The organism is Niveispirillum sp. (assembly GCF_017996735.1).
GTDB lineage: Bacteria > Pseudomonadota > Alphaproteobacteria > Azospirillales > Azospirillaceae > Niveispirillum.
In genome coordinates this window covers 14,872-38,357 of sequence record NZ_JAGOGJ010000026.1, presented here as the reverse complement: position 1 = coordinate 38,357, position 23,486 = coordinate 14,872, and the positions used below count along the sequence as shown (strand labels likewise).

Genomic DNA, 23,486 nt, shown 5'->3' with positions numbered 1-23,486 from the left:
GTGACCGCCTATGAACAGCAGCAGCACAGTGTCACTGCCAACGGCTTAAAGTGCACGCCCAGCAGCGAAAACTCACCGCCGATCCTGAATACCCCGCCATGAACAAGGAAGGCCCCATGGCATCTGAAAGTTGCATCCTGATCGGGGTGAACGACGTCGCCACCGCTAGCTACCGCGGAGCGCGTTATCTTATTACCCGGAACCCAGCCGCTAGCCGGATCTCTTCCGGCATTGGTTTCCGCTGTTTCGTCGTCCACCAGGCAGCAATCCGCGAGTCTCCGGACCATCGGCTCGCCTCCGGTTGTGATGACGAAGCGTTTAGGGCGCTAAAAATGGCGTCATGCAGCCTTGTTGGTGATGGCCCCTTGTACTCACGAAGGGCCAGGGTTTCCCCCCAGCGCCTTTGCCGATTCGGCCCAAGAATAAACCTGAAGGGTGTCACCTTGCGCGGCGGCCCAGTCTGCCGGGGCATCAAACAGTATTTATGGTTAAAACCCTGCCAGCAGATCGCGCCGGCCATATTTATGGTTAACGACGCGATCTGTTGTTGGCGCGGTCACTCCGCCGCCGCGCTGACCGGCGATATCGGGCGGCGCCAACGGGCCAGCAGTTCCGCCTCCTCCGCTTTGGCCTTGTGCAGATATTCGTCCTTCACATGGCCGAAACCGCGGATCTTCTCCGGGATGCTGGCGATATCGACGGCCAGATGTGTGTTGGCGGGCGACAGGGCGGCCAGCAACTCCTCCACCACGGCGATATAGTCGGTGATCAGCTTCCGCTCCATCACCCGTTCCGGATTGCGCCCGAAAATGTCCAGGCTGCCGCCGCGCAGGCCCTTCATCTTCGCCAGCATCTTGAAACCCAGCATCATGGCCGGCCCGAATTCCTGCTTTTGCAGGTGCCCGGTGATCGGGTCGCGCGCAGATGTTGCCGGCGGGGCCAGATGGAATTTCAGCTTGTAATCGCCTTCGAACTGGCTGGCCACCTGCGCCTGGAACCGGCCATCACTGTAAAGCCGCGCCACCTCATACTCGTCCTTGTAGGACATCAGCTTGAACAGGTACCGGGCCACCGCGCGGGACAGGGCGTCCCGGCCGGGCGTGCGCTCCGCCTCCACGGCCTGCACCCGGTTCACAATGGCCTTGTAGCGGCCGGCATAGGCGGCATCCTGATAGTCGGTCAGATAGGCGATGCGGCGTTCCACCATCTCCGCCAGCGTCTCCGACGCACGGCGATGGCCGAAGGCGCCCGCCTTTTCCTGCTTGGGGATGGCGGTGTCGATGACACGGGCCAGATCGATTGCGGCACGACGGCCCCAGCGGAAGGCGTCGGTGTTCATCTTCACCGCCGCCCCGTTCAGCTCGATCGCCTTTTCGATGGCGGCGGCCGATGTCGGGACCAGCCCCTTCTGCCAGGCATAACCCAGCATGAACATGTTGGTGGCGATGCTGTCACCGCACAGGGCCGTGGCAATCTTCTGCGCATCGATGGCCGACACGGCATCCGCCCCACCCACGCCCGACGCGATGGTGCGGGTCAGGCCGCCCGACGGTACCGTCGCATCGGCATTGGTGATGAAAGCCGCCGTCATCGTCTCCGCCGTGTTCACGACCGCGCGGGTGCGGCCCGCCGCCATCTTGGACAGGGCGTCGGCGTTGGCCGCCACGACAATGTCGCAGGCCAGCACCAGATCAGCCCCGCCGGCCACGATGCGGTTGGCATGGATGTCGCCCGGCCGTTCGGCGATGCGCAGATGGCTGGTCACCGACCCGCCCTTTTGCGCCAGTCCGGCCATGTCCATGGCCGTGAAGCCTCGGCCTTCCAGATGGGTGGCCATGCCCAGGATGGCGCCGATGGTGACGACGCCCGTGCCGCCGATACCGGTGACCAGGATGTTCCAGGGCTTGTCCAGGGTGGGGATGGCCGGTTCCGGCAGGATACCCCACTCATTCCCCTTGGCGTCACCCTTGGCCGCCGCCGGCTTCGGCTTCTTCAGGCTCCCGCCCTCCACCGTCACGAAGCTGGGGCAGAAACCTTTCAGGCAGGAGAAATCCTTGTTGCAGGACGACTGGTCGATCTGACGCTTGCGCCCGAACTCCGTCTCCACCGGCACCACCGACAAGCAGGAGGATTTGGCCGAGCAATCGCCGCAGCCTTCGCAGACCAGTTCATTGATCACCACACGGCGTGCGGGATCGGGATACTTGTTGCGCTTGCGGCGGCGGCGCTTTTCGGCGGCACAGGTCTGTTCATAGATGATGATGGTGACGCCCGTTTCCTGGCGCAGGTCGCGCTGCACCTGATCCAGTTCATCCCGGTGGAAAATCTTGGTGCCATGCGGCAGGCCCCGGCCCAGACCGTACTTTTCCGGCCCGTCGCTGACCACGACGATGCGCTTCACGCCCTCCGCGTCCAACTGCTGGGCGATGTCATAGACGGACAGGGTGCCGTCCACCGGCTGCCCGCCCGTCATGGCGACGGCGTCATTGTAGAGGATCTTGTAGGTAATGTTCACCTTGGCCGACACGGCGGCACGGACGGCCAGAATGCCGGAATGGAAATAGGTGCCGTCGCCCAGATTGGCGAAGACATGGTTCTCGCCGGAGAATTGCGACTGTCCGATCCACTGCACCCCTTCGCCGCCCATCTGGCTGAACACTTCCGTGTTGCGGCCCATCCAGGTGACCATGTAATGGCAGCCGATACCGGCCAGACCCCGGCTGCCATCGGGCAGGCGGGTGGAGGTGTTGTGCGGACAGCCGGAGCAGAAGAAGGGCGTGCGGACCGTGGTCGATGACGGCGTGTTCTGCCGCACGCGATGTTCCATGCGGGCCAGCCGCTCCGACACATAATCATTGGGGCCGAAGGACAGGATACGCCCGGCCAGGACGCGGGCAATGTCCACCGGGTTCAGTTCCGCCTTCTCCGTGAACAGCGGCTTGCCCGTATGATCGGTCTTGCCCAGCACGCGCGGGCGGCGGTCCCAGTGGAACAACTGCTCCTTGATCTGGCTTTCCAGGACGGAGCGCTTTTCCTCCACCACCAGCAATTCCTCGGTGGTCTGGGCAAAGGCACGCATGCCCTGCGGCTCCAGCGGCCAGGCCATAGCCACCTTATAGATACCCAGGCCCCATTCGCGGGCCATCTCCTCGCTGATCTCCAGCTCGTCCAGCGCTTGCCGGACGTCCAGATACGACTTGCCGATGGTCACCAGGCCCAGGCGCGGGGCGGCGTGACCGAACACCACCTTGTCCAGCCGATTGGCGCGGGCGAACGCACGGGCGGCGTCCAGCTTCCAATCGATCATGCGGGCTTCCTGAATCAGCGGCGTGTCATGCAGCCGGATGTTCAGCCCGCCGGGCGGCAGTTCGAAATCGGTTGGTTCCTGAATGATGATGCGGGCGGGATCGATATCGACGATGGCCGTGGTATCGATCGTGTCGGCGATGCAGGTGAAACCCACCCAGGCGCCGGAATAGCGCGACAGGGCAAAGCCCACCAGCCCCATGTCGAGGAATTCCTGCACGCCGGCCGGATTGATGGTCGGCATGAAGGCATGGATGAAGGCCTGGTCCGACTGGTGCGGCAGGGTGGAGGATTTGCAGCTATGGTCGTCACCGGCAAAGGCCAGGACGCCGCCATGCCGGCTGGTGCCTGCAAAATTGGCGTGCTTCAAGGCGTCGATGGACCGGTCCACGCCCGGCCCCTTGCCGTACCAGATGCCGAAAACGCCATCGACCTTGGCCCCCTGCCACAGGTTGACCTGCTGGCTGCCCCAGACGGCGGTAGCGCCCAGTTCCTCGTTCACGCCCGGCTGAAAATGGATATTGCCCTTGGCCAGAAACTTCTTGGCCTGCCACAGCGCCTGATCATAGGCACCCAGGGGCGAGCCGCGATAGCCGGAGATAAAGCCCGCCGTCTTCAGGCCCGCGGCCTGATCCCGCTGCCGTTGCAGCATGGGCAGCCGCACCAGAGCCTGGGTGCCGGTCATGAAGGCCCGGCCCTGCTGAAGGGTGTATTTGTCGTCAAGCGCGACGGTGGCAAGCGTGCGGGCGGCGTTGGCCATTCTGGATACCCTCCCCTATCGGACCGCTAGGTCAGGTCCGAATATTGACCCTGTCTGGCATCGACCGTAACCCACAAAATAGGTCAATTCTACTGACTTATTTTCGGTCTGTTTCCGGCCGATCCATGCGTGGATTCGTGCATGGATTTCCTGGGTTTCTGGCGCTTTGTTACTGCCGCAGCGCACTATCGCACCGCAGCACAAGAATGCCGATTCGGCGGTGGTTTCCCAAGGCCCGCCGACACCAATCTATCCTTTCGGACATGGTCCCCGACCGGGTCATTAACTCTCTTTCGTGCTAATGAACGGTTTCCAGACCGGGTGCATCGGCAACAGGGAAAGGTGAAGCAAAAAGTGGCGGTAGTGGACCTTCAGCAATCGCTGACATTGCATCAGCGTTTCCTGGAAGGACGCCCCGGCGGCCGGCGGCTTGAACTAAAGTCGCATGACCTGCGCGCCGAAAGGCTGATCGCCGCCGATATGCGCAACGCCCTGCTCAGCGGCGTCAATCTGGAAGACGCTGTGTTGCGGCAGTCCATCCTGGACGGGTCGGATCTGTTCGGTGCCAATCTGGCCAGGGCGGATATGGAAGCCGCCAGCCTGAAAAGCGCGGATCTGCGCGGCGTCAATCTGGCAGGATGCAATCTGCGTCAGGCCCGGCTGGACCGGGCCGACATCCGGCAAGGCCAACTGGTGGTCTGGGTCGGCAAGGTGCAGCAGAAGGTGATCCAGGTTGCCGATCTGTCGGGGGCGAACCTGTCCGATGCGTCGCTGACCGGTACGGACCTGTCGGGGGCCGACCTGCGCAACGTCAATCTCGCCGGCGCCAATCTGTCGGGAGCCCAGCTTTTCGCGGCCAATCTGTCGGGGGCCGACCTGCGTGGCGCCAGCTTCGTGGAAGCGAAACTGAAAGGCGCCATTCTGGACAATACACAGGTAGCCGGTGCCGATTTTGCCCGCGCCGATCTGCGCGACGCACGGCTGCGCAACGTGCCCCCGGGCGCCGCCAATTTCAAGGCCGCTTATACCGACGGCGCCGTATTCAGTGCCGACCATGGCAAGCTGGCACCGGAAGTGCGCGAAGCCATTACCGAGCATCAACGCTGGATCGTCAGCAATGGACGCGAGGGGCTACGAATGGTGCTGCTGCGGCCGGACCTGTCGGGGGCCGACCTGACCGGCTGTGATCTGTCCGGCGCCGAAATCACCTATGGCCGGTTCGACAAGGCGAACCTGCGCGGGTCCGTCTGGCGCATGGCCAAGCTGACAGGGTCCAGCTTCCGGGGCGCCGAATTGCGGGACGCCATGTTCGACGGCGCCAACCTGGCCAATGCCGACCTGCGCGAGGCTAGCCTGCTGGATACACAGTTCGGCCTCGTCACCCTGCGCGATGCGGACGGCAAAACCACGGGGCGGGAATGGCCTGCCGACCTGCGCGGGGCAAACATGGCCGCCGCCGATGCACGCGGCGCCAATCTGCGCGGGGCACGATTGGAGGGGGCAAACTTCGCCGACGGCAATTTCGCCGCCGCCGACCTGCGGGGGGCGGCGCTGGACAGCCGCTCCGCCGCGATGCCGGAACTGCGCCGCGCGCGCATCTGATGCATCGCGGCAGGTGACGCCGGCCCCACCGCTGGGCTAGGCTGGCGGCCAACATGCGACAGCAATCCAAAGACCGATCAAAAATGGCCAAGCACAAGCCCGACCCCGCCACCCTGCCCTATCGTCCCTGCGTCGGCATCATGCTGATCAATGGGGATGGCCATATCTTCGTGGCCAAGCGCACCGACACGCCCGACGCCTGGCAGATGCCGCAGGGCGGCATCGACAAGGGGGAAAGCCCTTCACAAGCCGCGCTGCGCGAACTGGAAGAGGAGATCGGCACGGCCAAGGCCACCATCCTGGCCGAAAGCGGACAGTGGCTTTCCTATGACCTGCCGCCGCATCTTGTCGGCAAGGTCTGGGGCGGCCGGTATCGCGGGCAGACCCAGAAATGGATCGCCTGTCGTTTCACCGGCACCGATGCCGATATCAATATCGCAACAGCCCACCCGGAATTCGACGCGTGGCAGTGGGTGCCCCTGGATAAGCTGACGGACCTGATCGTGCCGTTCAAGCGCGCCACCTATGAACAGGTGGTGGCCGAGCTTGGCCATCACGCGATTCCCGCCTGAGGCCGGGGCGATGGCGGGGTTTTCAGGAACGGCGGCCCAGCGCATCGGCCAGTTGCTACAGGCCGGGCTGGCGGCACAGAAGGCCGGACAGGCGGCGCAGGCTGAAAGGGCCTATCGTCAGGTCCTGACCCTCGATCCCCGCAATCCCGATGCCTGGCAGCTCTTGGGCCTGCTGGCCAAGACGCTGGGGCGGCCCGATCTGGCCGTCGATCATATGCGCCGGTCACTGGAAGCCAACCCGCGACAGCCGGGCGTGTGGAGCAATCTGGGCAACCTGCATCTGGCGGAGGGCCGGGCGGCCGAGGCGCTGTCCTGCTATGACCGGGCCATCGGCCTGACACAAGGCAACGCCGAATTCCACTATCACCGCGCCAAGGCCCTGCACGCCCTGAAACGCTTGCCGGAGGCGGAGAGGGCCTGCGCCAACACCTTAAAACTGGCGCCGCGCCACGTACCGGGCCTGCTGATGCTGGGGCTGACCCTGACGGATGCGGATCGACCGCTGGAGGCTGAGACGGTTCTGCGCCAGGCGCTGACGCTGGCACCGGATCATGCCTTGGCCCTGATCAATCTCGCTTCTTGTTTGCGTCAACAGCACCGCTATGCCGAAGCCGAACCCCTGGCGCGGCGCGCCACGCAGGTGGCCCCCGATGCCAAGGAGGGGTGGCTGCTGCTGGGCAATGTGCTGGGCGATCTCAGCCATTATGAGGAAAGCATCGAGGCGTTCCAGGCTGCCATCGCCCGTGATCCGCTGGACCGTGATGCCCATCGCAATCTCGCCCGGCGGCTCTGGACCCTGGGCCGGCTGGAGGAAGTGTTCAACGCCATCTATGCGGTGATGCGGGCACAGCCGGCATCGGCCCGCGCGCTGGACATCGCCGCCGAGTTGCAGGCCGAATTCGGCTTTGTTGATGCGGCGATGCAGAATTGTGCCCTGGCCCTGAAGCTGGCGCCCGATGATGTATCGGTGCTGCGGCGGCAGGCGGCCCTGCTGCTGCGGGCCGATCGGCCGGCAGACGCCATCCCCCTGTTGCACCGGCTGCTTGAAACACATGCCGACAACATCCCCCTGCGCAACGATCTGGCACTGGCGCTGGTGCGGTCTGGCGATCGGGATGGCGCACGCGTGGCGGCGCAACAGACCCTGGCGCAAGCCCCGCATGACCAATATGCCCTGGCCCTGCTGGGCACGCTGGAGCGGCTGGCCGGGAACGATGCCCTGGACATTGATGGCTGCGTGGCGGTGTTCGATCTGCCGGCACCGGCCGGCTGGACCGACCGCGATATTTTCCTGAACGACTGCCTTTCGCTGCTGGACCGGCTGCACGACACGGTGAACGAACCCGTTCACCTGACCCTGCGCAAGGGGACGCAGACCAGCGCCAATCTGTTCGCCCACCGTGACGACGCGCCCCTTGTGGCCCTGCGCGAACAGATCCTGGCCGCCGTTCGCGGCTATGTGGATGGCATGCCGGCCGATCAGCGCCATCCCTATTTCGGGCGACGCGGCAAGGGGCTGGCCTTTGCCGGCTCCTGGTCGTCGCGCCTGCGCAACGGCGGATTCCACACCCACCATATCCATCCGGAGGGATGGATCAGCGGCGTCTATTACCTGCAGGTGCCACCAGCCGCCGACGCGGGGGACCAGTCAGGCTGGCTGACCTTCGGTGTTCCCAATCTGGGACCGGAGATCAGCCTGCCCTCTCTGCACGCGGTCCAGCCAAAGCCGGGGCGGCTGGTGCTGTTCCCATCCTATTTCTGGCACGGCACGGTGCCGTTTCAGGACGAGATACCGCGCATCACCATCGCGTTCGATCTGGTTCCGACCTGACGCTTAACGCCGACGGCCGATCTCCACATCCAGGACCAGCGACGGGCCATAGCCATAGTCGCGATAGATGACGGTCGCCGGCGGACGCGGGGGCGGCGCGTAATAATAATAATGGACGGGCGGCGGCGGGGGTGGCGGCCGATAGTGGCGGTGGTCATGGTATCGCGGCCCGCGTTCATATCCACGATCATAATGATGATGGTGGTGGTGGTGCCGGTCGCGGCCATGCCGGTGATCGCCCGCCGACGCCTGCATTGCGGGCGCCAGGGCCAGGAGTGCGGCCGCCAGGGCGGCCATTGCCAAACGCTTTTTCATCTTCCGTTCCAATCCACTGCCATGGACATGGGATCAGGCTGACCCCGCATCACGGCCGGATTGCGGCGGAATGGTGCATATTGCTGTGACAAGTATGGGCGGCATCATGTCGCCTGCCAAAATGAAAATGGCGGGGCCGAAGCCCCGCCATTCCCAAACTTATGCCCTGTGCGGACCAGATCAGAACTTGACCTGGGCGCCCATGAACACGTAACGGCCCATCGAGTCATACACGCCCGGATAGGTGTTGCCGTTGCCGGTAACAGAAGCCAGGACGCTCGACAGCGGCGGATCCTTGTCGAACACGTTGTTCACACCGGCCGAGAAGGACAGGTTCTCGATCGGGCTGTAGGTGGCCGCGAGGTCGATATAGTTGTAGGCATCGAACTTGCGGTTCAGCGGATTGACGGCACCGCTCAGCAGCGGGTTCGGCGAAGCGGCCTGCGCCTTGATGCTGGAGATATAGCGCCAGGAGACCGACAGGTTCGCATCCCAGGGGGTCGCCCAGGTGGTGCGCAGACGGTGACGCCATTCCGGGGTCGGCACGCCGCAGGTGGAGCCATGATAGCCCACGCAGTCATACTCGCCTTCACCCGGCAGCGGCTCACTGGAGGACGTGTCCATCCAGGTACCGACCATGCTAATGGCCAGCGAACCGGCCTCGGCCATACCCACGTCGTCCAGATCGAAGCGATAGGACAGATCGACGTCAATGCCCGAGGTGGCCAGCGAGGCGATGTTGACGTTGGTGGCCAGCACGTTGGCAACAGTGCCGATCCACAGCGAACCGGAGGTCGGGTCACGGGTGATCAGCGAGCAGTAAGCCGGGTTGCCGGTGGTGCCGCAGAGGTTGACAGCCAGATCAGGCGGAACGGTCGAGATGACGTCCTTGATCTTGATCTTGAAGTAGTCGACCGTCAGCGACAGGCCCGGAACGACCGACGGGGTCGCCACGAAACCGATCGAGTAGGTGTCAGACGTTTCCGGCTGCAGGTTCGGGTTCCCGCCATCCAGCGAGTTGTACTGGCCAGCGGAGTTTTCCAGAATGCGGCCATACTGGGCGGCGGTCACGCCCATGTTGGCGCACTGTGCCGCCGTGAAGGTCGGCGCGGTGCCGGCGCAGGGATCCTCGTCCATGTTGAACAGGCCCAGGCCCTGCGGCGTGAACAGTTCCTGGACGTTCGGCGCGCGGACGGCGCGGTTGTAGCTGCCGCGGATACGGAAATCATCGATCGGCGCCCAGTCGCCGGCCACCTTGTAGGTGTCGGTGCCACCGAAGTTCGAGTAGTCCGAATAGCGATAGCCCAGGTCGAGGGTCAACTGCTTGACGAACGGAACGTCCTCCACCAGAGGCACGCGCATTTCGCCGAACAGTTCCGTCACGTCGAAGCCGCCGGCAACGCCCAGCGTCGGGCCGCCCTGGCCAGCCAGATCGCCAGTGGCGAAGGCGCTGTCCACGGTGCGCTGCAGGTACTCTTCACGATATTCCACACCCAGGGCGATAGCGATGCCCGTGGAAGCGGTCGGCAGGGTCAGGCCGTAATCGCCCAGATCCTTCGAGATGCTGCCCGAGGCCATCTTCTGCTCGGTATAACCGCGCTGGAAGCCTGGGGTCTGCAGGAAGTTCAGGGCCGCGTCGTTCACGCCACCCGGCGTGAAGATATTGTACGGGGCGCAGCCATTGGACGTGTCGCGGCAAACGATGTTGCCCGACGCGTCACGGACGGCGTCCAGCGACTGCCCGATACGGGAGATCGAGAAGTCGTTGTAGTAGGTCTGAGCAAAGTTGACGCGGGCATACTGACCGTAGACGTCATAGTCCCAGCCGCCGACTTCACCCTTGAAACCGCCGGTCATGCGCCAGGAGGTGTGCTGCAGGTCGGACTGGCGACCACCACCTTCCGTGTTACGACGGAACAGCGTCATGTTGACGGTGTTGCTGGTCCCGGCCAGCGAGCCGCAATACTGCGTACGCTGGGCGGCAGACAGCATGGCGTTGTCGCAGCGGATGGCGAACGACTGGCCGAAGATGCCCGACGGAGCGATCTGGGCAACCGTCTGGTTGTCCATGAACATCAACTGGGTATAGGCAGTGACGTTCTCGTTGATCTCGTACTTGCCGAAAGCGCCCAGGGTATAGCGCTCGTCCGGACGCTGATAGTAGTTCAGCGGGCCGAAATTGTAGGCCTGGTAGTACGGAACGAACACGCCGGCATCGTTCAACTGACCGTTGGCCGGGGCGGTACCGCCACCAACAGCACCGGTGGTCAGAACGACGCGGGTCGGGAAGGTCGTGCCCGAACCGGAGCAGTTCCAGACGCCGGCGCCAGCGGCAACCGTACAAGCGGAATAGTCACGCTCGGACTGCAGGATCGCGTCGATCTTGCGGTAGCCGGCATACAGGGTCACGTTGCCCTTGCCGTCTTCGGTCGAGGCGCCCATGACGACGGTGGCGTCGCGGGCGAAGCCGTCAGTCACGCTGTCGTCGGGCAGCGGATACTTGCCACGATTGACGGCGTCGCGGGCGGGGCCGTTATCGTTGTTATGCTGATAGAAGGAGAACTGATAGTCGAAGGCCACGCCCTCGAAATCGCTCTTCATGATGAAGTTCACAACGCCGGCGATAGCGTCGGAACCGTACACGGCCGATGCACCACCCGTTGCCACTTCCACGCGCTCGATCAGCGCGCCGGGGATCTGGTTGATGTCGGGAGCGGAACCGCCCGAACCCGGCGAACCCGGCGGCAGACGCTTACCATCGACCAGGACCAGCGTGCGGGTCGAACCCAGGTTACGCAGGTCGATGGTGGCGGTGCCGGTCGAGCCGTTGGAGACCTGGCTGGTCTGGCCGGCGAAGGCCTGCGGCAGGCTGTTGATCAGGTCTTCGACGCGGGTCGTGCCCTGATACTTGATTTCGTCCTGACCGACCACGGTGATCGGCGACGTCGAAACCAGGTTCGGCGACGCAATGCGCGAACCGGTCACAACGATTTCTTCAATCTCCTGGGCCATGGCCGGTGCGGCGGTCATGGCGACAGCGCCCACGGCGGCGCCGGCCATCAGAAGGCCGCGGATCGACCGCGCGGAATATACGGACTGCTTCATCTATCTCTTTCCCTTTTCCAGGTGCCCGTTGGTGGACACCGATGGGGTTGCCCCAGACTCCAAGCCCCATTCAGGACCGGAGCCACCCCCCGCTTCCAGGATCAGGAACCGAGGTCCCGGAGGGTCGCATAGCTGCTGCCCGCAAATAACAATCTATTCTCTCGCGCTTGCAATAGGTGTTTCACATTGGTGACTCCACATTGCTGAGGACCGTTGCATCTTTGCACTTGCATAGACCGAAAGTCAGAGATTCCGCGCTTTGCCGGTGACGGCACCTGTAACCGGGGGGCACCGCCTTGTAACAGGCAGGTTTCAAGGTTTCAGGCCGGTTCAGAAGGGGCCTCCCGGTCATTTTGCGACGCAAAAATCGTTGCCAGCGAAACGTTCAGCATCTCGCGGCCCGACAGTTCGGCATGAGTGATCAAGTCGGCGGTTTGTGGCGCCCAAGACGCATCCAGCCGCCCCGCCATGGCATTTTCGCCACGAATCGCGAGGTCCAGGGCAAGCCGGAGGTCGGCCAGCGTCGCCCTGTGCAGGTCGCGCGACACCATCCACGCCCCCCGTCCGGACCGGTCCACCCAATGGGCCCTGCGCAGGGCTTCCAGTATGTCGTCGATGACGGCGCCACCCACGGGGACCCGGCGGGCCAGGGCCTCGCGCTTCATCCCCACCCCGTGCCGGCTGGCCTGATGCAGCGTATCGAGCACGGCCAGCGCGACCATGAGGCGCTGGCCCGTGGACAGGCCCCCTTCCTCCCCGTTCAGGCGCCCGGCCCGCCATTCCGGCAGCGATGCCGCCAGTTCCGCGCCGAACAGGATTACCGACCAGAACAGATAGAGCCACAACAGGAAGGTCGGCACCACCGACAGGGCGCCATAGATCGCCTCATAGGTGGGAAACAGCGTCAGATAGAGGGAGAAGCCGGTCTTGGCCACCTCCGTCGCCAGTCCCGCGACCGCCCCGCCAGCCAGCGCATCCTTCCACGCCACCTCCCGGTTGGGGATCGCCACATACATGAAGGTGAAAGCCGCCGTTTCGAACAGGAACGGGATCGCCGACAGGGCGAGGGCCAGACCCGGATCGCCATCCGCCTTCATCCGGGCCAGCACGCCCAACCCCAGCGACAGGCTGGCGCCCAGCAGCAGCGGCGCCATGGTCAGCACGGCCCAGAAGGAAAGAAGTCGCGTCAGCAGCGGGCGCGGTTCCGCCGCCCGCCAGATGGAATTCAGCGCCCCTTCGATGGAGAAGAACAGAAGGATGGCCGTGATGGTCAGACCGATCACGCCGAACCCCGTCAGCGCCCCGGCCTTGGCCACGAAAGTACCGGCATAGGCCTGAATCTGGTCGCCGACCTGCGGCACCAGGCTCTGGAACAACAGGGTCTCCGCCTGCTGCCGCAATTTCTTGTAGGCGGGAAAGGCCGTGAAGATGGCGAAGATCACAGTCAGCAGGGGCACCAGGGCCAGCAGCGTCGTATAGGTCAGGGCCGACGCCGACACGAATCCCTTGTCACGGGTGAAGCGGCGGGCCGCATGGGCCATGATCGTGTGCCCGTCACGCAGCATCCCCAACAGGTTGCTTATCCTTGCCCCCGAAAACCCTGACCCGCCCCGCATGCGTTTGACCCTCAATTCCGTTCGTGTAGGATGCGCCCCGATTTATGGCCGACGGGCCATGACGGAGAGAAGAAAATGACGAACAGCGCCACCACCCAGATCAGCAGCGGCCTGATGGCCGGCAAGCGCGGCCTCATCATGGGTGTCGCCAACGACCGTTCCATCGCCTGGGGCATCGCCCAGGTCGCGGCCCAGCATGGCGCCCAGCTTGCCTTCACCTATCAGGGCGACGCCCTGCTGAAGCGGGTGAAGCCGCTGGCCGAACAGGTCGGTTCCGACATCCTGCTGCCCTGTGACGTGACGGACGAGGCCAGCATCGACGCCGCGTTCGAAACGATCAAGGAAAAGTGGGGCGGCCTGGATTTTGTGGTTCATGCCATCGCCTTTTCCGACAAGAACGAGCTGGATGGACTGTATCTGAATACCACGCGCGGTAACTTCCTGAAGAGCCTGGATATTTCCTGCTACTCCTTCACCGCAGTGGCCCAGCGCGCCGTGCCCTTGATGAAGGAAGGCGGCAGCCTGCTGACCCTGTCCTATTATGGCGCGGAAAAGGTGATGCCGCATTATAATGTCATGGGCGTGGCCAAGGCGGCGCTGGAGGCCAGCGTCAAATATCTGGCCAACGACCTGGGTCCGCAGGGCATCCGCGTCAATTCCATCTCCGCCGGCCCCATCAAGACGCTGGCCGCCAGCGGCATCGGCGATTTCCGCTATATCCTGAAATGGAACGAGCTGAATGCCCCGCTGCGCCGCAACGTGACCATCACGGAGGTGGGCAATGCCGGCCTGTTCCTGTTGTCCGATCTGGGCAGCGGCGTGACGGGTGAGAACCTGCATGTCGATGCAGGCTATCACACGGTCGGCATGGTGCAGGTGGATGCCGCTGCGGGCACGGCCGCGCTGCTGGCCGGCATGGGCGAGGGCTGATTTCCAAATGGCGGGCAACAGCTTCGGTACCCTGTTCCGGTTCACCACCTTCGGCGAAAGCCATGGCCCGGCCATTGGCTGCATCGTGGACGGGGTGCCGTCGCGCCTGCCCCTGGACGAAGGCTTCATCCAGACCTTTCTGGACAAGCGCAAGCCGGGTGTAAGCAAATATGTCACGCAGCGGCGCGAGCCGGACAGTGTGCAGATCAAATCCGGCGTGTTCGAAGGGCTGACCACCGGCACACCGATCATGCTGTTCATCGAGAACCAGGATCAGCGTTCCAAGGATTACGGGGACATCAAGGACAAGTTCCGCCCCGGCCATGCCGACTTCACCTATGATGCCAAGTATGGCATCCGCGATTATCGCGGCGGCGGCCGGTCATCCGCGCGTGAAACGGCCAGCCGCGTGGCGGCCGGTGCCGTGGCGCGTCGCGTTCTGGAAACCGCCCCCGGCGACATCATTATCCGCGCCGCCATGGTGCAGATGGGACCGCACAAGGTGGACCGGTCCCGTTGGGACTGGGCGCAGGTGGATCAGAACCCGTTCTTCTGCCCCGATCCCGTGATGGCCGAGCAATGGGCCGACTATCTGGACGGCATCCGCAAGGCCGGGTCCTCAGTCGGTGCCGTGATCGAAGTGGTGGCCAGTGGCGTTCCCGCCGGCTGGGGTGAGCCGATCTATGACAAGCTGGACAGTGATCTGGCCCAGGCCATGATGACCATCAATGCTGTCAAGGGCGTGGAGATCGGCGCCGGGTTTGAGGCCGCATCCCTGACCGGGGAGGCAAATGCCGATCAGATGCGCATCGGGCCGGACGGCAAGCCCGTCTTCCTGTCCAACCATGCCGGCGGCATCCTGGGCGGTATCTCCACAGGTCAGGAAATCGTGGTTCGTTTCGCTGTCAAACCGACTTCATCGATCCTCACTCCGCGTCACACGGTCGATCGTTTCGGTAACGAAGCGGATATTCTGACCAAGGGTCGCCACGATCCCTGCGTCGGCATCCGCGCCGTACCGGTGGGCGAGGCGATGATGGCCACCGTCCTTGCCGACCATTTCCTGCGCGCCCGCGCGCTGGGGCAGTGATCACCGGCGGAATGACCGGCGAGGCGGTCACCCGATACCTAAACCTAGATTGCATCGTTTCCATTCACACGATTGACAGTACAGATACCAAAACCTGCATACTCAGATGGACAACAAGGCGCGTGGCGCCCTGGAGGCACTGGTCAACAGCGACCGCCTCCACCCCCGGTGGCACGCCGGAGGCCACGGATGCAGCGGGGGCCAAGGCTGCGGAGAAGCTGGAGGCCGCCGGGTTCAGCCTGCCGCTTTACCGGGACGCCCTGCGCGCCTATGCCCGGCAGGCCGATGTTCCCGGCCTGGGGCCGAAGGCACCGGCCATCGCCGACGGCACCGTCAACGCACCGGCACAGGCGGATATCGCCGGCGGTCTGGCTGCGACGCCGAAGGAGCAGGCCGGGCTCGACCTGCTGCGCAAGGCAGCCGGACAGGGGGGCAGTGCCAATGATGGCCAGGGCTTCTGGGCAGCGAAATATCTGCTGTCCACTATGGCCAAGGGGTAGGGGGCGGCGGATTGGTGGTTGATGTATCATCGCGGCGGCACCACCAAACGGAGATGATGATGAAGCGCGCCGCCGCCCTGTTGTTACTGACCCTGTTGTCACCGGCATCCGCCCTGGCCGACGCCAGGGGCCTGACGGCGGTCCCGCTGCTGGATACAATCACCACAGGCGACGGCAAGCCGCTGAAATATCCAGAGGGTCAGGCCAAGGTTTCCGCGCTGTTGGTGGAACTGGCGCCGGATGGGGAAACCGGCCTGCACCGCCATCCCATGCCCGTGGTCGGCTATATCGTGTCGGGCGAGGTGACGGTGTCAGCCCAGGGCATGCCCGACCGGGTGTTCAAGGCCGGCGACGCGTTCGTGGAGACCATCGCCTGGCACAATGGCCGCAACCTGGGCAAGGAGCCGGTGAAGATCCTGGCCATCTATCTGGGCGCCGACGGCCAGATGCGGGTGGAGAAGCAGAAGGACAGCGACGGCCATTATTGAGGATTGCCGGGACAGGCCCGCTTTGCGCTAGGATGGGGCCATCGTCCCCATCCCGTTCGGCGCAAACCATGCCCCATCTTTCGCCCGACCAGATCGATGCCTATCACCGCGACGGCTTCCTGGTGCTGCCTGACTTTGTCGGCGATGCCGCGTGCGACGCACTGATGGCCCAGGCGGCACGGCTGGTCGATGGGTTCGATGCCGAGGCTCATGCCTCCGTCTTCTCCACCGTCAACCAGCAGAAAACGTCGGACGATTATTTCCTGTCGTCAGGTGACCAGATCCGCTTTTTCTTCGAGGAGGAGGCGTTCGACCCGCAGGGGCGGCTGCGCCAGGAGAAGCACCTGTCGATCAACAAGATCGGCCATGCCATGCATGACCGCGACCCGGTCTTCGACGGCTTTTCCCGTGACCCGCGCCTGGGCGCTATTGCCGGCGATATCGGCATGCAAAAACCCCTGCTGATGCAGTCCATGTACATCTTCAAACAGCCGCATATCGGCGGCGAGGTCGTGTGTCACCAGGACAGCACCTTCCTCTATACCGAACCAATGAGCGTGGTCGGCTTCTGGTTCGCGGTACAGGATGCGACGCTGGACAATGGCTGCATGTGGGCCCTGCCGGGCGGGCACAAGCACGGTCTGAAGAAGCGCTTCAACCGCGCGGCCGCCGACGCTGGTGTGGCCATGGAAGTGCTGGATGACAGCCCCTGGCCCGATTGCAAGCCCGAAAACGGCTATGTCCCGCTGGAAGCCAAACGCGGCACCCTGATCCTGCTGCATGGGCTGCTGCCCCATCTGTCGGGACCCAACCGGTCCGACAGGTCGCGCCATGCCTATACGATCCATGTCGTGGATGGCGCCTGTCACTATCCGGCCAGCAACTGGCTGCAACGCCCGGCCCGCGATCCCGCACGCGGCTTCGCCTGATCTACCGCCAGGCCCCATCATACCATCGGTCAAAATTCTTGACCGATGGTACGGCGGCGACTGCCGTCGCGCGGCCCATGCCGCGTAGCCAAGGGCGCGGATGCGCCCGCCGGCGCACGAAAGCTTGACCAACGGTCATGATTTCGTGCCGATGGGATAAGACAGCGTGTCGCAGGCGCCTCTTGACTTGTGCCCAAATATGTAACCTACTGGTTACCTATGAAGAATGAATCGTACCAGTTGGACGAGACGGCGACGGATGCGGTGTTCCAGGCTTTGGCCAGCCGGGAGCGGCGTCGGATGCTGGACCTGATCCGTGGCAGTCCCGGCTGTATCGTTGCCGATCTGTTGTCGGCCTTCGAGATGAGCCGCATCGGTGTCCTGAAACATCTGCGCGTGTTGGAAGAAGCTGATCTGGTGGTGTCGGAAAGGTCGGGGCGGGAACGGCGGCTTTACGTCAACACTCTGCCACTGCGCGCCATCCACCGCCGCTGGTCGGACGAGTTCGACGATTTCTGGGCCGGCAAGCTGTTGGACCTGAAGCAGAAGATCGAAACCGGGGAATGACGGGGGCATCATGGGAGATGAAAACAGACGGGTTTTCCGCACCACCATCAGGGGCACGGCGGAGGCGATCTGGCACGAACTGACCAAGACCGACAGCCCGCAAAAGGCGGTCTTCAACGCCCTGATGGTGAATACCGGCTTCCATACAGGAGCCGCCGTTCAGATGCGTACGGCCGACCGCCGCCGCACCCTGGTGGTTGGGGAGATACTGGAATATGACCGGCCCCGGCGCTTCGCCCACACATTCCGCTTCACGCAGTTCGATGATGCGCCCTGCACCGTGATTTATGAATTGTCACCACAGGCGGACGGGACCGTCATCGTGACCCTGACCGTGGAGAATATCCCGACAGGTACCCGCACGGAGCGGGAAATGGGCAAGGGCGGCACGTCCATCCTGACCAGCCTGAAATCCGTTGTGGAGACGGGAAACGTACCGCCGGGCACCCGCCTGATGTACGTGATGTTCGGCATGCTGGGCTTTGTGCTGCCAAAGCGGACCCTGGCCGATCATTGGCCGTTGCAGGACCGTTCATCCAATTGAATCCAGAAGGAGGGAAGAATGATGATGCGCCGATGGATGGCCGGACTCGGCCTGTTGCTGGCCATGGTTTTACTGCCGATGGTTTCGGTCCGGGCGGCCGACGCCGACCCGTTCGCCGATATCAACGGCTTCGTCGGCAAGACCTGGCGCGGTGAGGGCACGGGGCCGGACGGCAAGCCGATGGTCGATCTGTCGCGCTGGGAATGGGCGCTGGGCGGCCGGGCCGTCCGGATCACCCATATCCTGGCCGACCTTTCCTATGGCGGGGAAACGCTGGTCTTCTGGGACAAGCCGCGCCAGACCCTGATCTATCATTATTTCACCACCGCCGGCTTCCACACCCAGGGCGTGATGCGGGCCGATGGGCCGGGGCGCCTGATCGCGGAGGAGGATGTGGCCGGCCACCCCAAGATCACCAAGGTCCGTTCCACCATGGTGATCAAGGACGGGACTTTGACCAATCAGGCCGAATTTCTGTCCGAAGGCAAATGGGCCCCCGGTCACACCATCACCTATCGCGAAGCGGAAAAGCCCGACCTGCCCGCCTTCCCCAAGGCGCGATAGGCCGGCTGCTCAGCGACTGTCCAGCTTCAACTCGATGCGGCGGTTGAGCGCCAGCGCGCCGGGGCTGTTGCCCGGCTCCAGCGGCTGGAACTCACCAAAGCCCGTGGCGGCCAGCCGCTCCGGCGGCACACCCATGCCGACCAGGAAATTGACGACGGAAATGGCGCGGGCTGTCGATAATTCCCAATTGCTGGCCCAGCGACCGCCCCGGATGGGCACGATATCCGTGTGCCCGTCCACCCGCAGGATCCAGTTGATCTCCGGCGGCATCCTGGCCGCCAGTTCCATCAAGGTCTGGGCCAGCCGGCCCAGTTGTACCTGCCCCGCCTCCCCCAGGTCCGCCGAACCGCTGTCGAACAGCACTTCTGACTGAAAGACGAACCGGTCGCCAACGATGCGGACATCATCGCGGTTGCCCAGAACCTCACGCAGGCGGCCGAAAAATTCAGACCGGAAGCGCGCCAGTTCGGCCACCTTGCCGGCCAGGGCGGTGTTCAGGCGTTTGCCCAGTTCGACGATCTGGACTTCCTGTTCCCTGGCCTTGGCCTCAGACGCGTCCAGGCTGGCCACCAGTTGCTGCAACTGCGCCCGCAAGGCCGCGATCTGCTGGTTCAGCAGCGCCACCTCGTCCCGCGCAGCCGTGCCGGCCTTGCGCTCCTCCTCCAATTGCCGCGTCAGGCCCGCGACCCGTTCATCGGCGGTCTGGGCGGCATCCTCTGCGGCGCCCAGCGCATCCAGGCGCCCTTGCAGGGCCTCCTTCTCCGCCAGGGTGGCTCGCAACCGGTCGGTCAACTGACCCAGATCGGCCTGCATGCGGGCATTGTTATCCCGTTCCAGGGCCAGGGCGTCGGCCAGTTGCGCCACCCGCCCCTGCAGGTCGGCCAATTGCCGGTCACGGCCCTGCAGGGCACTGGTCAGATAGAACTGGCCCAGCACAAACACCATCAGCAGGAAGATGACCACCATGGTCAGGCTGGACAGGGCATCCACCCAGCCGGGCCAGATATCGACCTTCTCCCCCCGTGATCCGCGCCGCCGGACATAGGCCATGGATCAGCGCTCCGTATCGCCCAATGCCGCCACGGTACGAGCCAGGATCTTGATTTCGCTGCGCAATTCCTGGGTCGACTGGATGCGCCCCTGGGTCGTCTCCTCCAGGATGCGGGCGGTATAGAGTTCCAGATTACGGATATGGGCGCGCGTCGCCTCATCAATGGCCAGACTGCCGCCATTGGACAGACCCTCGGCCAGCTTTTCGAACAAGGGGCGCATCTGGGCCGTGCCCTCGGCCAGGCGCAGCATCACCTGCTGTTCGGTTCGCATCTGGTCGGTCAGGGTGGCGATGCGCTCGGTCAACTGGGCCAATTGCTGATTCTGGGTTTTCCGCCCCTCCTCCGCGCTGGCCATGGTGAATTGCAGCCGCTCGATATTCTCGGCCGTCTGTTCAAGCAGCGCCTGGATATAGACGGGAACGGAGGCGCCACCGCCGCCGATGCCGGCGCCGTCCCCCTCGCCCAGCGCACCGCTGGACAGGCGCGTGACGCCGGCCAGCCAGTCCTCCAGCTCCGTATAGAACCTGTTCTGCGCCTGGCCTGCCTGCAATTCCAGGAACCCCAGGACCAGCGAACCCGCAAGCCCGAACAGAGAGGAGGAAAAGGCCATGCCCATGCCGGACAGGGGCGCCGAAAGCCCGGCCTGCAGGTTGCCGAACACGCCCGCCACATCGGCATTATCGAAACTGAGGCCGGATATGACAGTGCCTATGGATGAAACGGTCTGCAGCAATCCCCAGAAAGTGCCCAGCAGGCCCAGGAAGATCAGCAGCCCGATCAGATATTTGGAAATCTCCCGCCCTTCATCCAGGCGCGTACCGACACCGTCCAGCAGCGACCGGCTGGCCACTGTCGACAGGGTAAAACGCCCACCCTGCCTTTCGCCCAGCATACGGGCCATGGGGGCCAGAAGACGCGGCTGTACACCGGTCGGCTGGTTGGCCGTGAAGGCCTCCAGCCACGCCACCTCTGGCCCAAGCGTCGTGACCTGCCGAAAAATGAAGCCGATCCCCAGCAGCAGGGTGAACAGGATCAGACCGTTCAGCGCGGGATTGGCAAGGAAGGCCTGCACCAGGGAAGGCAGCAGAACCGCCGTGATCAGCGCCACCGCCACCGTGAACAGCGCCATCCGGGTCAGGAACCGGCGCGGGGGGCTGGCCGGCGGGCCGGGCACCTGCATCGGATCGGGCTGTAGGCTGCGGCGGTCGGCGGACAGGCTCATGGGCGGATCACCAGATCGACACGGTCGGGAGGCGGGCTGCCGGCGGCGGCGTCAAGGGGCGATCCATCGGCGAAGACCAGCAGACGCAGCGGATCGATCCCCTGTTTCACCAGATAATCACGCAACGACCGCACCCGCAGCAGGGCCGTACGCCGCCCGTCGGTCGGGCGTTCGGCGGTCCCCGTTGCATGGGCGCGCAGTTCCAGCCGCTCCGTGGGCCTTGCCTTCAGCCGGGCGACGATATCGGCCAATACCGCATCGGTCCCGGCCGGCAGCGGTGCCGCGCCCGGGGCGTAGACCAGGGTGCTCTGTTCGGCCGGCAGCCGGGCCGGCTCCGGACCGGTCACAGGTCCGGGATATCGCGATGGCGGCAAGGACGTGACCGGTGCCGCTGGAATACCCGTCTGATCCGGGGTCGCGGGCAATGGCGGCAAGGCCATGTCCGGTGTTGCCGGCACCTTCAGGGGAGGCCGCGCCTGTACCGCGACGGGCGGGCTGGCGGGCAGGGACGGAATGCTGTTCTGGGCGACCGCCTGAATGCCGGGCAGCGACAGAAACAGCGACAGGGCGAGGGCGTGGGGAAGGCGCGTCATCATGCCGGACAGGAAAGCGGGGAATTATGGCCTCGGCATGTCACAGCAGGCCAAGGCGGTTCAACCGCAGCGACGATAGCGGACCCGAGGCCCCAGGGCCATCTTTGATGCACGACAATCGAAGCCGAACGGCAACCGGCCCTGCCTTGCGGCGGAACCGGGGGCGCGTCCGGCACCTTTCCCGCGTTGGACCGGGGTTGTTTGGGCCGACCTCAGGGGATCTGAGTGTCCCCGCCAGGCTGGGTACGCGGCGGCGGTGGCGGCGGTGCCTGTTCGCGCTGGCGGCGGGCCTCTTCTTCCGCCTGACGCCGCTGTTCCATCATCCGCCGGGCATTCTCCTCGGCGGCCTGACGACGGTCATCGTCGGCCTGGCGGCGGGCTGCGTCTTCTGCCTGCCGACGTTGCTCGTCCATCCGGCGGGCATTCTCCTCAGCGGCGTGGCGCCGATCGTCATCGGCCTGACGGCGGGCCGCCTCCTCTGCCTGACGGCGTTGCTCCTCCATCCGGCGGGCACCATCCTCGGCGGCGCGGCGCTGGTCATCATCGGCCTGACGGCGCTGCTCGTCCTGCGCCCGGCGTCGCTGTTCCTCCAGACGCCGCGCCGTTTCGTCGGCCTCGCGGCGACGGTCATTGTCGCGGACTTCCTCCTGCGCCCGGCGTCGCTGTTCCTCCAGGCGACGAGCAGCCTCCTCCGCTTCCCGCCGGCGGCGGAAATCCTCATCGGGGGGGCGCGGCGATGGGGGCTGGACCACCGGCGGCCGTTCATTACGGCGGCGTTCCTCCTCGAACCGGCGGCGATCTTCCTCGGCCCGGCGCCGCGCATCCTCAGCGCGACGCCGGTCTTCTTCCGCACGATCATGGTCACGACGTTCACGCTCCCAACGGGCGCGGTCGCGTTCCCATTCGCGGCGGCGACGCTCATGTTCCCAATAGATCTGCTGACGGCGCTGTTCCCAGAGATAGGCATCCCACCGCGCCCGGTCACGCTCCATCTCCCAGATCAGCCGGTCATATTCGGGGTCGCGGAACCGGTCATCGGAATAGCCGCCGCCACCACTGCGATAGCCCGGATCATTCCAGATCACGGCACCGGCCGACCCGCCGCTGCCGGCGACCGTCGGCAGACTGGCCGGCGTGGTGGCCAGCAGCGCCATCAATTCCAGTCGCTCCGCCGGGGTCAGGGCGCGGGCGGCCGTATTCGTGGCGGGATCGCCGGCGCAGATGCGGCGGAATTCGTCCATGCGCCGGCTGGACAAGGGCACGTTGGGCCAGACATCGGGGGCCAGCGACGACAGTTCCAGAACCAGCCGCAACTGTTCCGCCGCCTCGTCCGGCGTCAGGGCACGGCCGGGAAGGCCCGCATCGGGATTGCCCATGCAGATCAGGCGCAGTTCCGACAGCCGCCAGGAACCGGCGGCAATCTGTCGGTTACGCATCTCCCCATCCTTGACGGCGGGATCGACAGCGCAGGCACCGAGGCCCAAAAGCAGGGCAGCGGCGAAAGAGACGGGCAGGAAACGGTTTCGCATGATTATTGGCCCCGGAAGGCGGTCACCGGCGCCATCCGCCGGCTACCTCATTTGGCGTGCCACGGATGGCGGAATTTGGACGGAACGAAAGCGTTTCTGGGATGACCGGAAAGAGGTCACGGGTTCAGCAGGTAAAAACCCAGATAAACCGCTTCCAACGACAGCACGATCAGGGCCAGCCCGCGCAGGACCCGGGCGTTCCGTTGCCATGGATAGGCCCGATAGGACCGTTGTTCATCCAGATAACGGTCGTCCCCTGCCCGCATCCGGTCTTCCAGGCGTCGTATTTGCCGCTGCGGCGCGAACAGGGCTGCCAGGGCAAAAAACGTCGGCCCGATGAGCAGGATCAGGTTGGTGTCCATGACCACACT

General features: G+C 64.6%; 20 protein-coding genes. 11 read left to right on the top strand and 9 right to left on the bottom strand.

From position 1 onward, the window contains the following. Positions 1-556: 556 nt before the first annotated feature. Positions 557-4,066 carry an indolepyruvate ferredoxin oxidoreductase family protein gene (locus tag KBA48_RS10870; protein ID WP_292906126.1) on the bottom strand — a complete coding sequence of 1,170 codons (3,510 nt, stop codon included), beginning with the start codon at positions 4,064-4,066 and terminating at the stop codon, positions 557-559. 354 nt (positions 4,067-4,420) lie between these two features. On the opposite strand from KBA48_RS10870, the gene KBA48_RS10865 reads away from it, so the two are divergent. From KBA48_RS10865 to KBA48_RS10855, 3 genes are all read left to right on the top strand, one after another. Continuing rightward, positions 4,421-5,668, top strand: a complete 1,248-nt coding sequence (locus tag KBA48_RS10865; protein WP_292906124.1) for a pentapeptide repeat-containing protein — start codon at positions 4,421-4,423, stop codon at positions 5,666-5,668. Positions 5,669-5,751: 83 nt separating this feature from the next. After that, the gene (locus KBA48_RS10860) at positions 5,752-6,240 is read left to right on the top strand and encodes an RNA pyrophosphohydrolase (RefSeq protein WP_292906122.1); all 489 of its coding nucleotides are present in this window, start codon (positions 5,752-5,754) and stop codon (positions 6,238-6,240) included. 10 nt (positions 6,241-6,250) lie between these two features. After that, a complete protein-coding gene (locus KBA48_RS10855) occupies positions 6,251-8,071 on the top strand; it encodes a tetratricopeptide repeat protein (RefSeq protein WP_292906120.1) in 1,821 nt (606 codons plus the stop codon). A gap of 3 nt (positions 8,072-8,074) precedes the next feature. Here the strand turns inward: KBA48_RS10855 and KBA48_RS10850 are convergent, their stop codons facing one another. The 3 genes from KBA48_RS10850 to KBA48_RS10840 form a co-directional block, all read right to left on the bottom strand. Then, positions 8,075-8,386: a hypothetical protein gene (locus KBA48_RS10850; RefSeq protein WP_292906118.1), complete on the bottom strand. Its 312-nt coding sequence runs from the start codon at positions 8,384-8,386 to the stop codon at positions 8,075-8,077. A gap of 180 nt (positions 8,387-8,566) precedes the next feature. Next, positions 8,567-11,491, bottom strand: a complete 2,925-nt coding sequence (locus KBA48_RS10845; protein WP_292906116.1) for a TonB-dependent receptor — start codon at positions 11,489-11,491, stop codon at positions 8,567-8,569. 320 nt (positions 11,492-11,811) lie between these two features. Next, entirely contained in the window at positions 11,812-13,056 is a 1,245-nt protein-coding gene (locus tag KBA48_RS10840) for a YihY family inner membrane protein (RefSeq protein ID WP_292906142.1), read from the bottom strand. 126 nt (positions 13,057-13,182) lie between these two features. On the opposite strand from KBA48_RS10840, the gene fabI reads away from it, so the two are divergent. The 8 genes from fabI (at position 13,183) to KBA48_RS10800 (ending at position 18,719) form a co-directional block, all read left to right on the top strand. Continuing rightward, the gene (gene fabI / locus KBA48_RS10835; protein ID WP_292906114.1) at positions 13,183-14,037 is read left to right on the top strand and encodes an enoyl-ACP reductase FabI; all 855 of its coding nucleotides are present in this window, start codon (positions 13,183-13,185) and stop codon (positions 14,035-14,037) included. A 7-nt stretch (positions 14,038-14,044) separates the two neighbouring features. Further along, positions 14,045-15,127 carry a chorismate synthase gene (gene aroC, locus KBA48_RS10830; RefSeq protein ID WP_292906112.1) on the top strand — a complete coding sequence of 361 codons (1,083 nt, stop codon included), beginning with the start codon at positions 14,045-14,047 and terminating at the stop codon, positions 15,125-15,127. 122 nt (positions 15,128-15,249) lie between these two features. Continuing rightward, on the top strand, positions 15,250-15,627 hold the full coding sequence (locus KBA48_RS10825; protein ID WP_292906110.1) for a hypothetical protein: 378 nt from the start codon (positions 15,250-15,252) through the stop codon (positions 15,625-15,627). A gap of 59 nt (positions 15,628-15,686) precedes the next feature. Then, positions 15,687-16,115 (top strand): cupin domain-containing protein, encoded by a 429-nt coding sequence (locus tag KBA48_RS10820; protein WP_292906108.1) that lies wholly within the window; start codon positions 15,687-15,689, stop codon positions 16,113-16,115. A 68-nt stretch (positions 16,116-16,183) separates the two neighbouring features. Then, positions 16,184-17,044, top strand: coding sequence for a phytanoyl-CoA dioxygenase family protein (locus KBA48_RS10815; protein ID WP_292906106.1), 861 nt, complete (start codon positions 16,184-16,186; stop codon positions 17,042-17,044). 219 nt (positions 17,045-17,263) lie between these two features. Then, positions 17,264-17,611: a helix-turn-helix domain-containing protein gene (locus tag KBA48_RS10810; RefSeq protein WP_292906104.1), complete on the top strand. Its 348-nt coding sequence runs from the start codon at positions 17,264-17,266 to the stop codon at positions 17,609-17,611. Between the two features lie 10 nt (positions 17,612-17,621). Continuing rightward, the gene (locus KBA48_RS10805) at positions 17,622-18,155 is read left to right on the top strand and encodes an SRPBCC domain-containing protein (RefSeq protein WP_292906102.1); all 534 of its coding nucleotides are present in this window, start codon (positions 17,622-17,624) and stop codon (positions 18,153-18,155) included. An 18-nt stretch (positions 18,156-18,173) separates the two neighbouring features. Then, positions 18,174-18,719, top strand: coding sequence for a hypothetical protein (locus KBA48_RS10800; RefSeq protein WP_292906100.1), 546 nt, complete (start codon positions 18,174-18,176; stop codon positions 18,717-18,719). Positions 18,720-18,728: 9 nt separating this feature from the next. Here KBA48_RS10800 and KBA48_RS10795 read toward each other — a convergent pair whose 3' ends face one another. The 5 genes from KBA48_RS10795 to KBA48_RS10775 form a co-directional block, all read right to left on the bottom strand. After that, the gene (locus tag KBA48_RS10795) at positions 18,729-19,769 is read right to left on the bottom strand and encodes a peptidoglycan -binding protein (protein ID WP_292906098.1); all 1,041 of its coding nucleotides are present in this window, start codon (positions 19,767-19,769) and stop codon (positions 18,729-18,731) included. A 3-nt stretch (positions 19,770-19,772) separates the two neighbouring features. Beyond that, on the bottom strand, positions 19,773-20,993 hold the full coding sequence (locus tag KBA48_RS10790; protein ID WP_292906096.1) for a flagellar motor protein MotA: 1,221 nt from the start codon (positions 20,991-20,993) through the stop codon (positions 19,773-19,775). Next, positions 20,990-21,589, bottom strand: coding sequence for a hypothetical protein (locus tag KBA48_RS10785; RefSeq protein WP_292906094.1), 600 nt, complete (start codon positions 21,587-21,589; stop codon positions 20,990-20,992). Before KBA48_RS10785 ends, KBA48_RS10790 begins: the two co-directional genes overlap by 4 nt. A gap of 209 nt (positions 21,590-21,798) precedes the next feature. Next, the gene (locus tag KBA48_RS10780; RefSeq protein WP_292906092.1) at positions 21,799-23,115 is read right to left on the bottom strand and encodes a hypothetical protein; all 1,317 of its coding nucleotides are present in this window, start codon (positions 23,113-23,115) and stop codon (positions 21,799-21,801) included. Between the two features lie 116 nt (positions 23,116-23,231). Further along, entirely contained in the window at positions 23,232-23,477 is a 246-nt protein-coding gene (locus tag KBA48_RS10775; protein WP_292906090.1) for a hypothetical protein, read from the bottom strand. Positions 23,478-23,486: the final 9 nt, after the last annotated feature.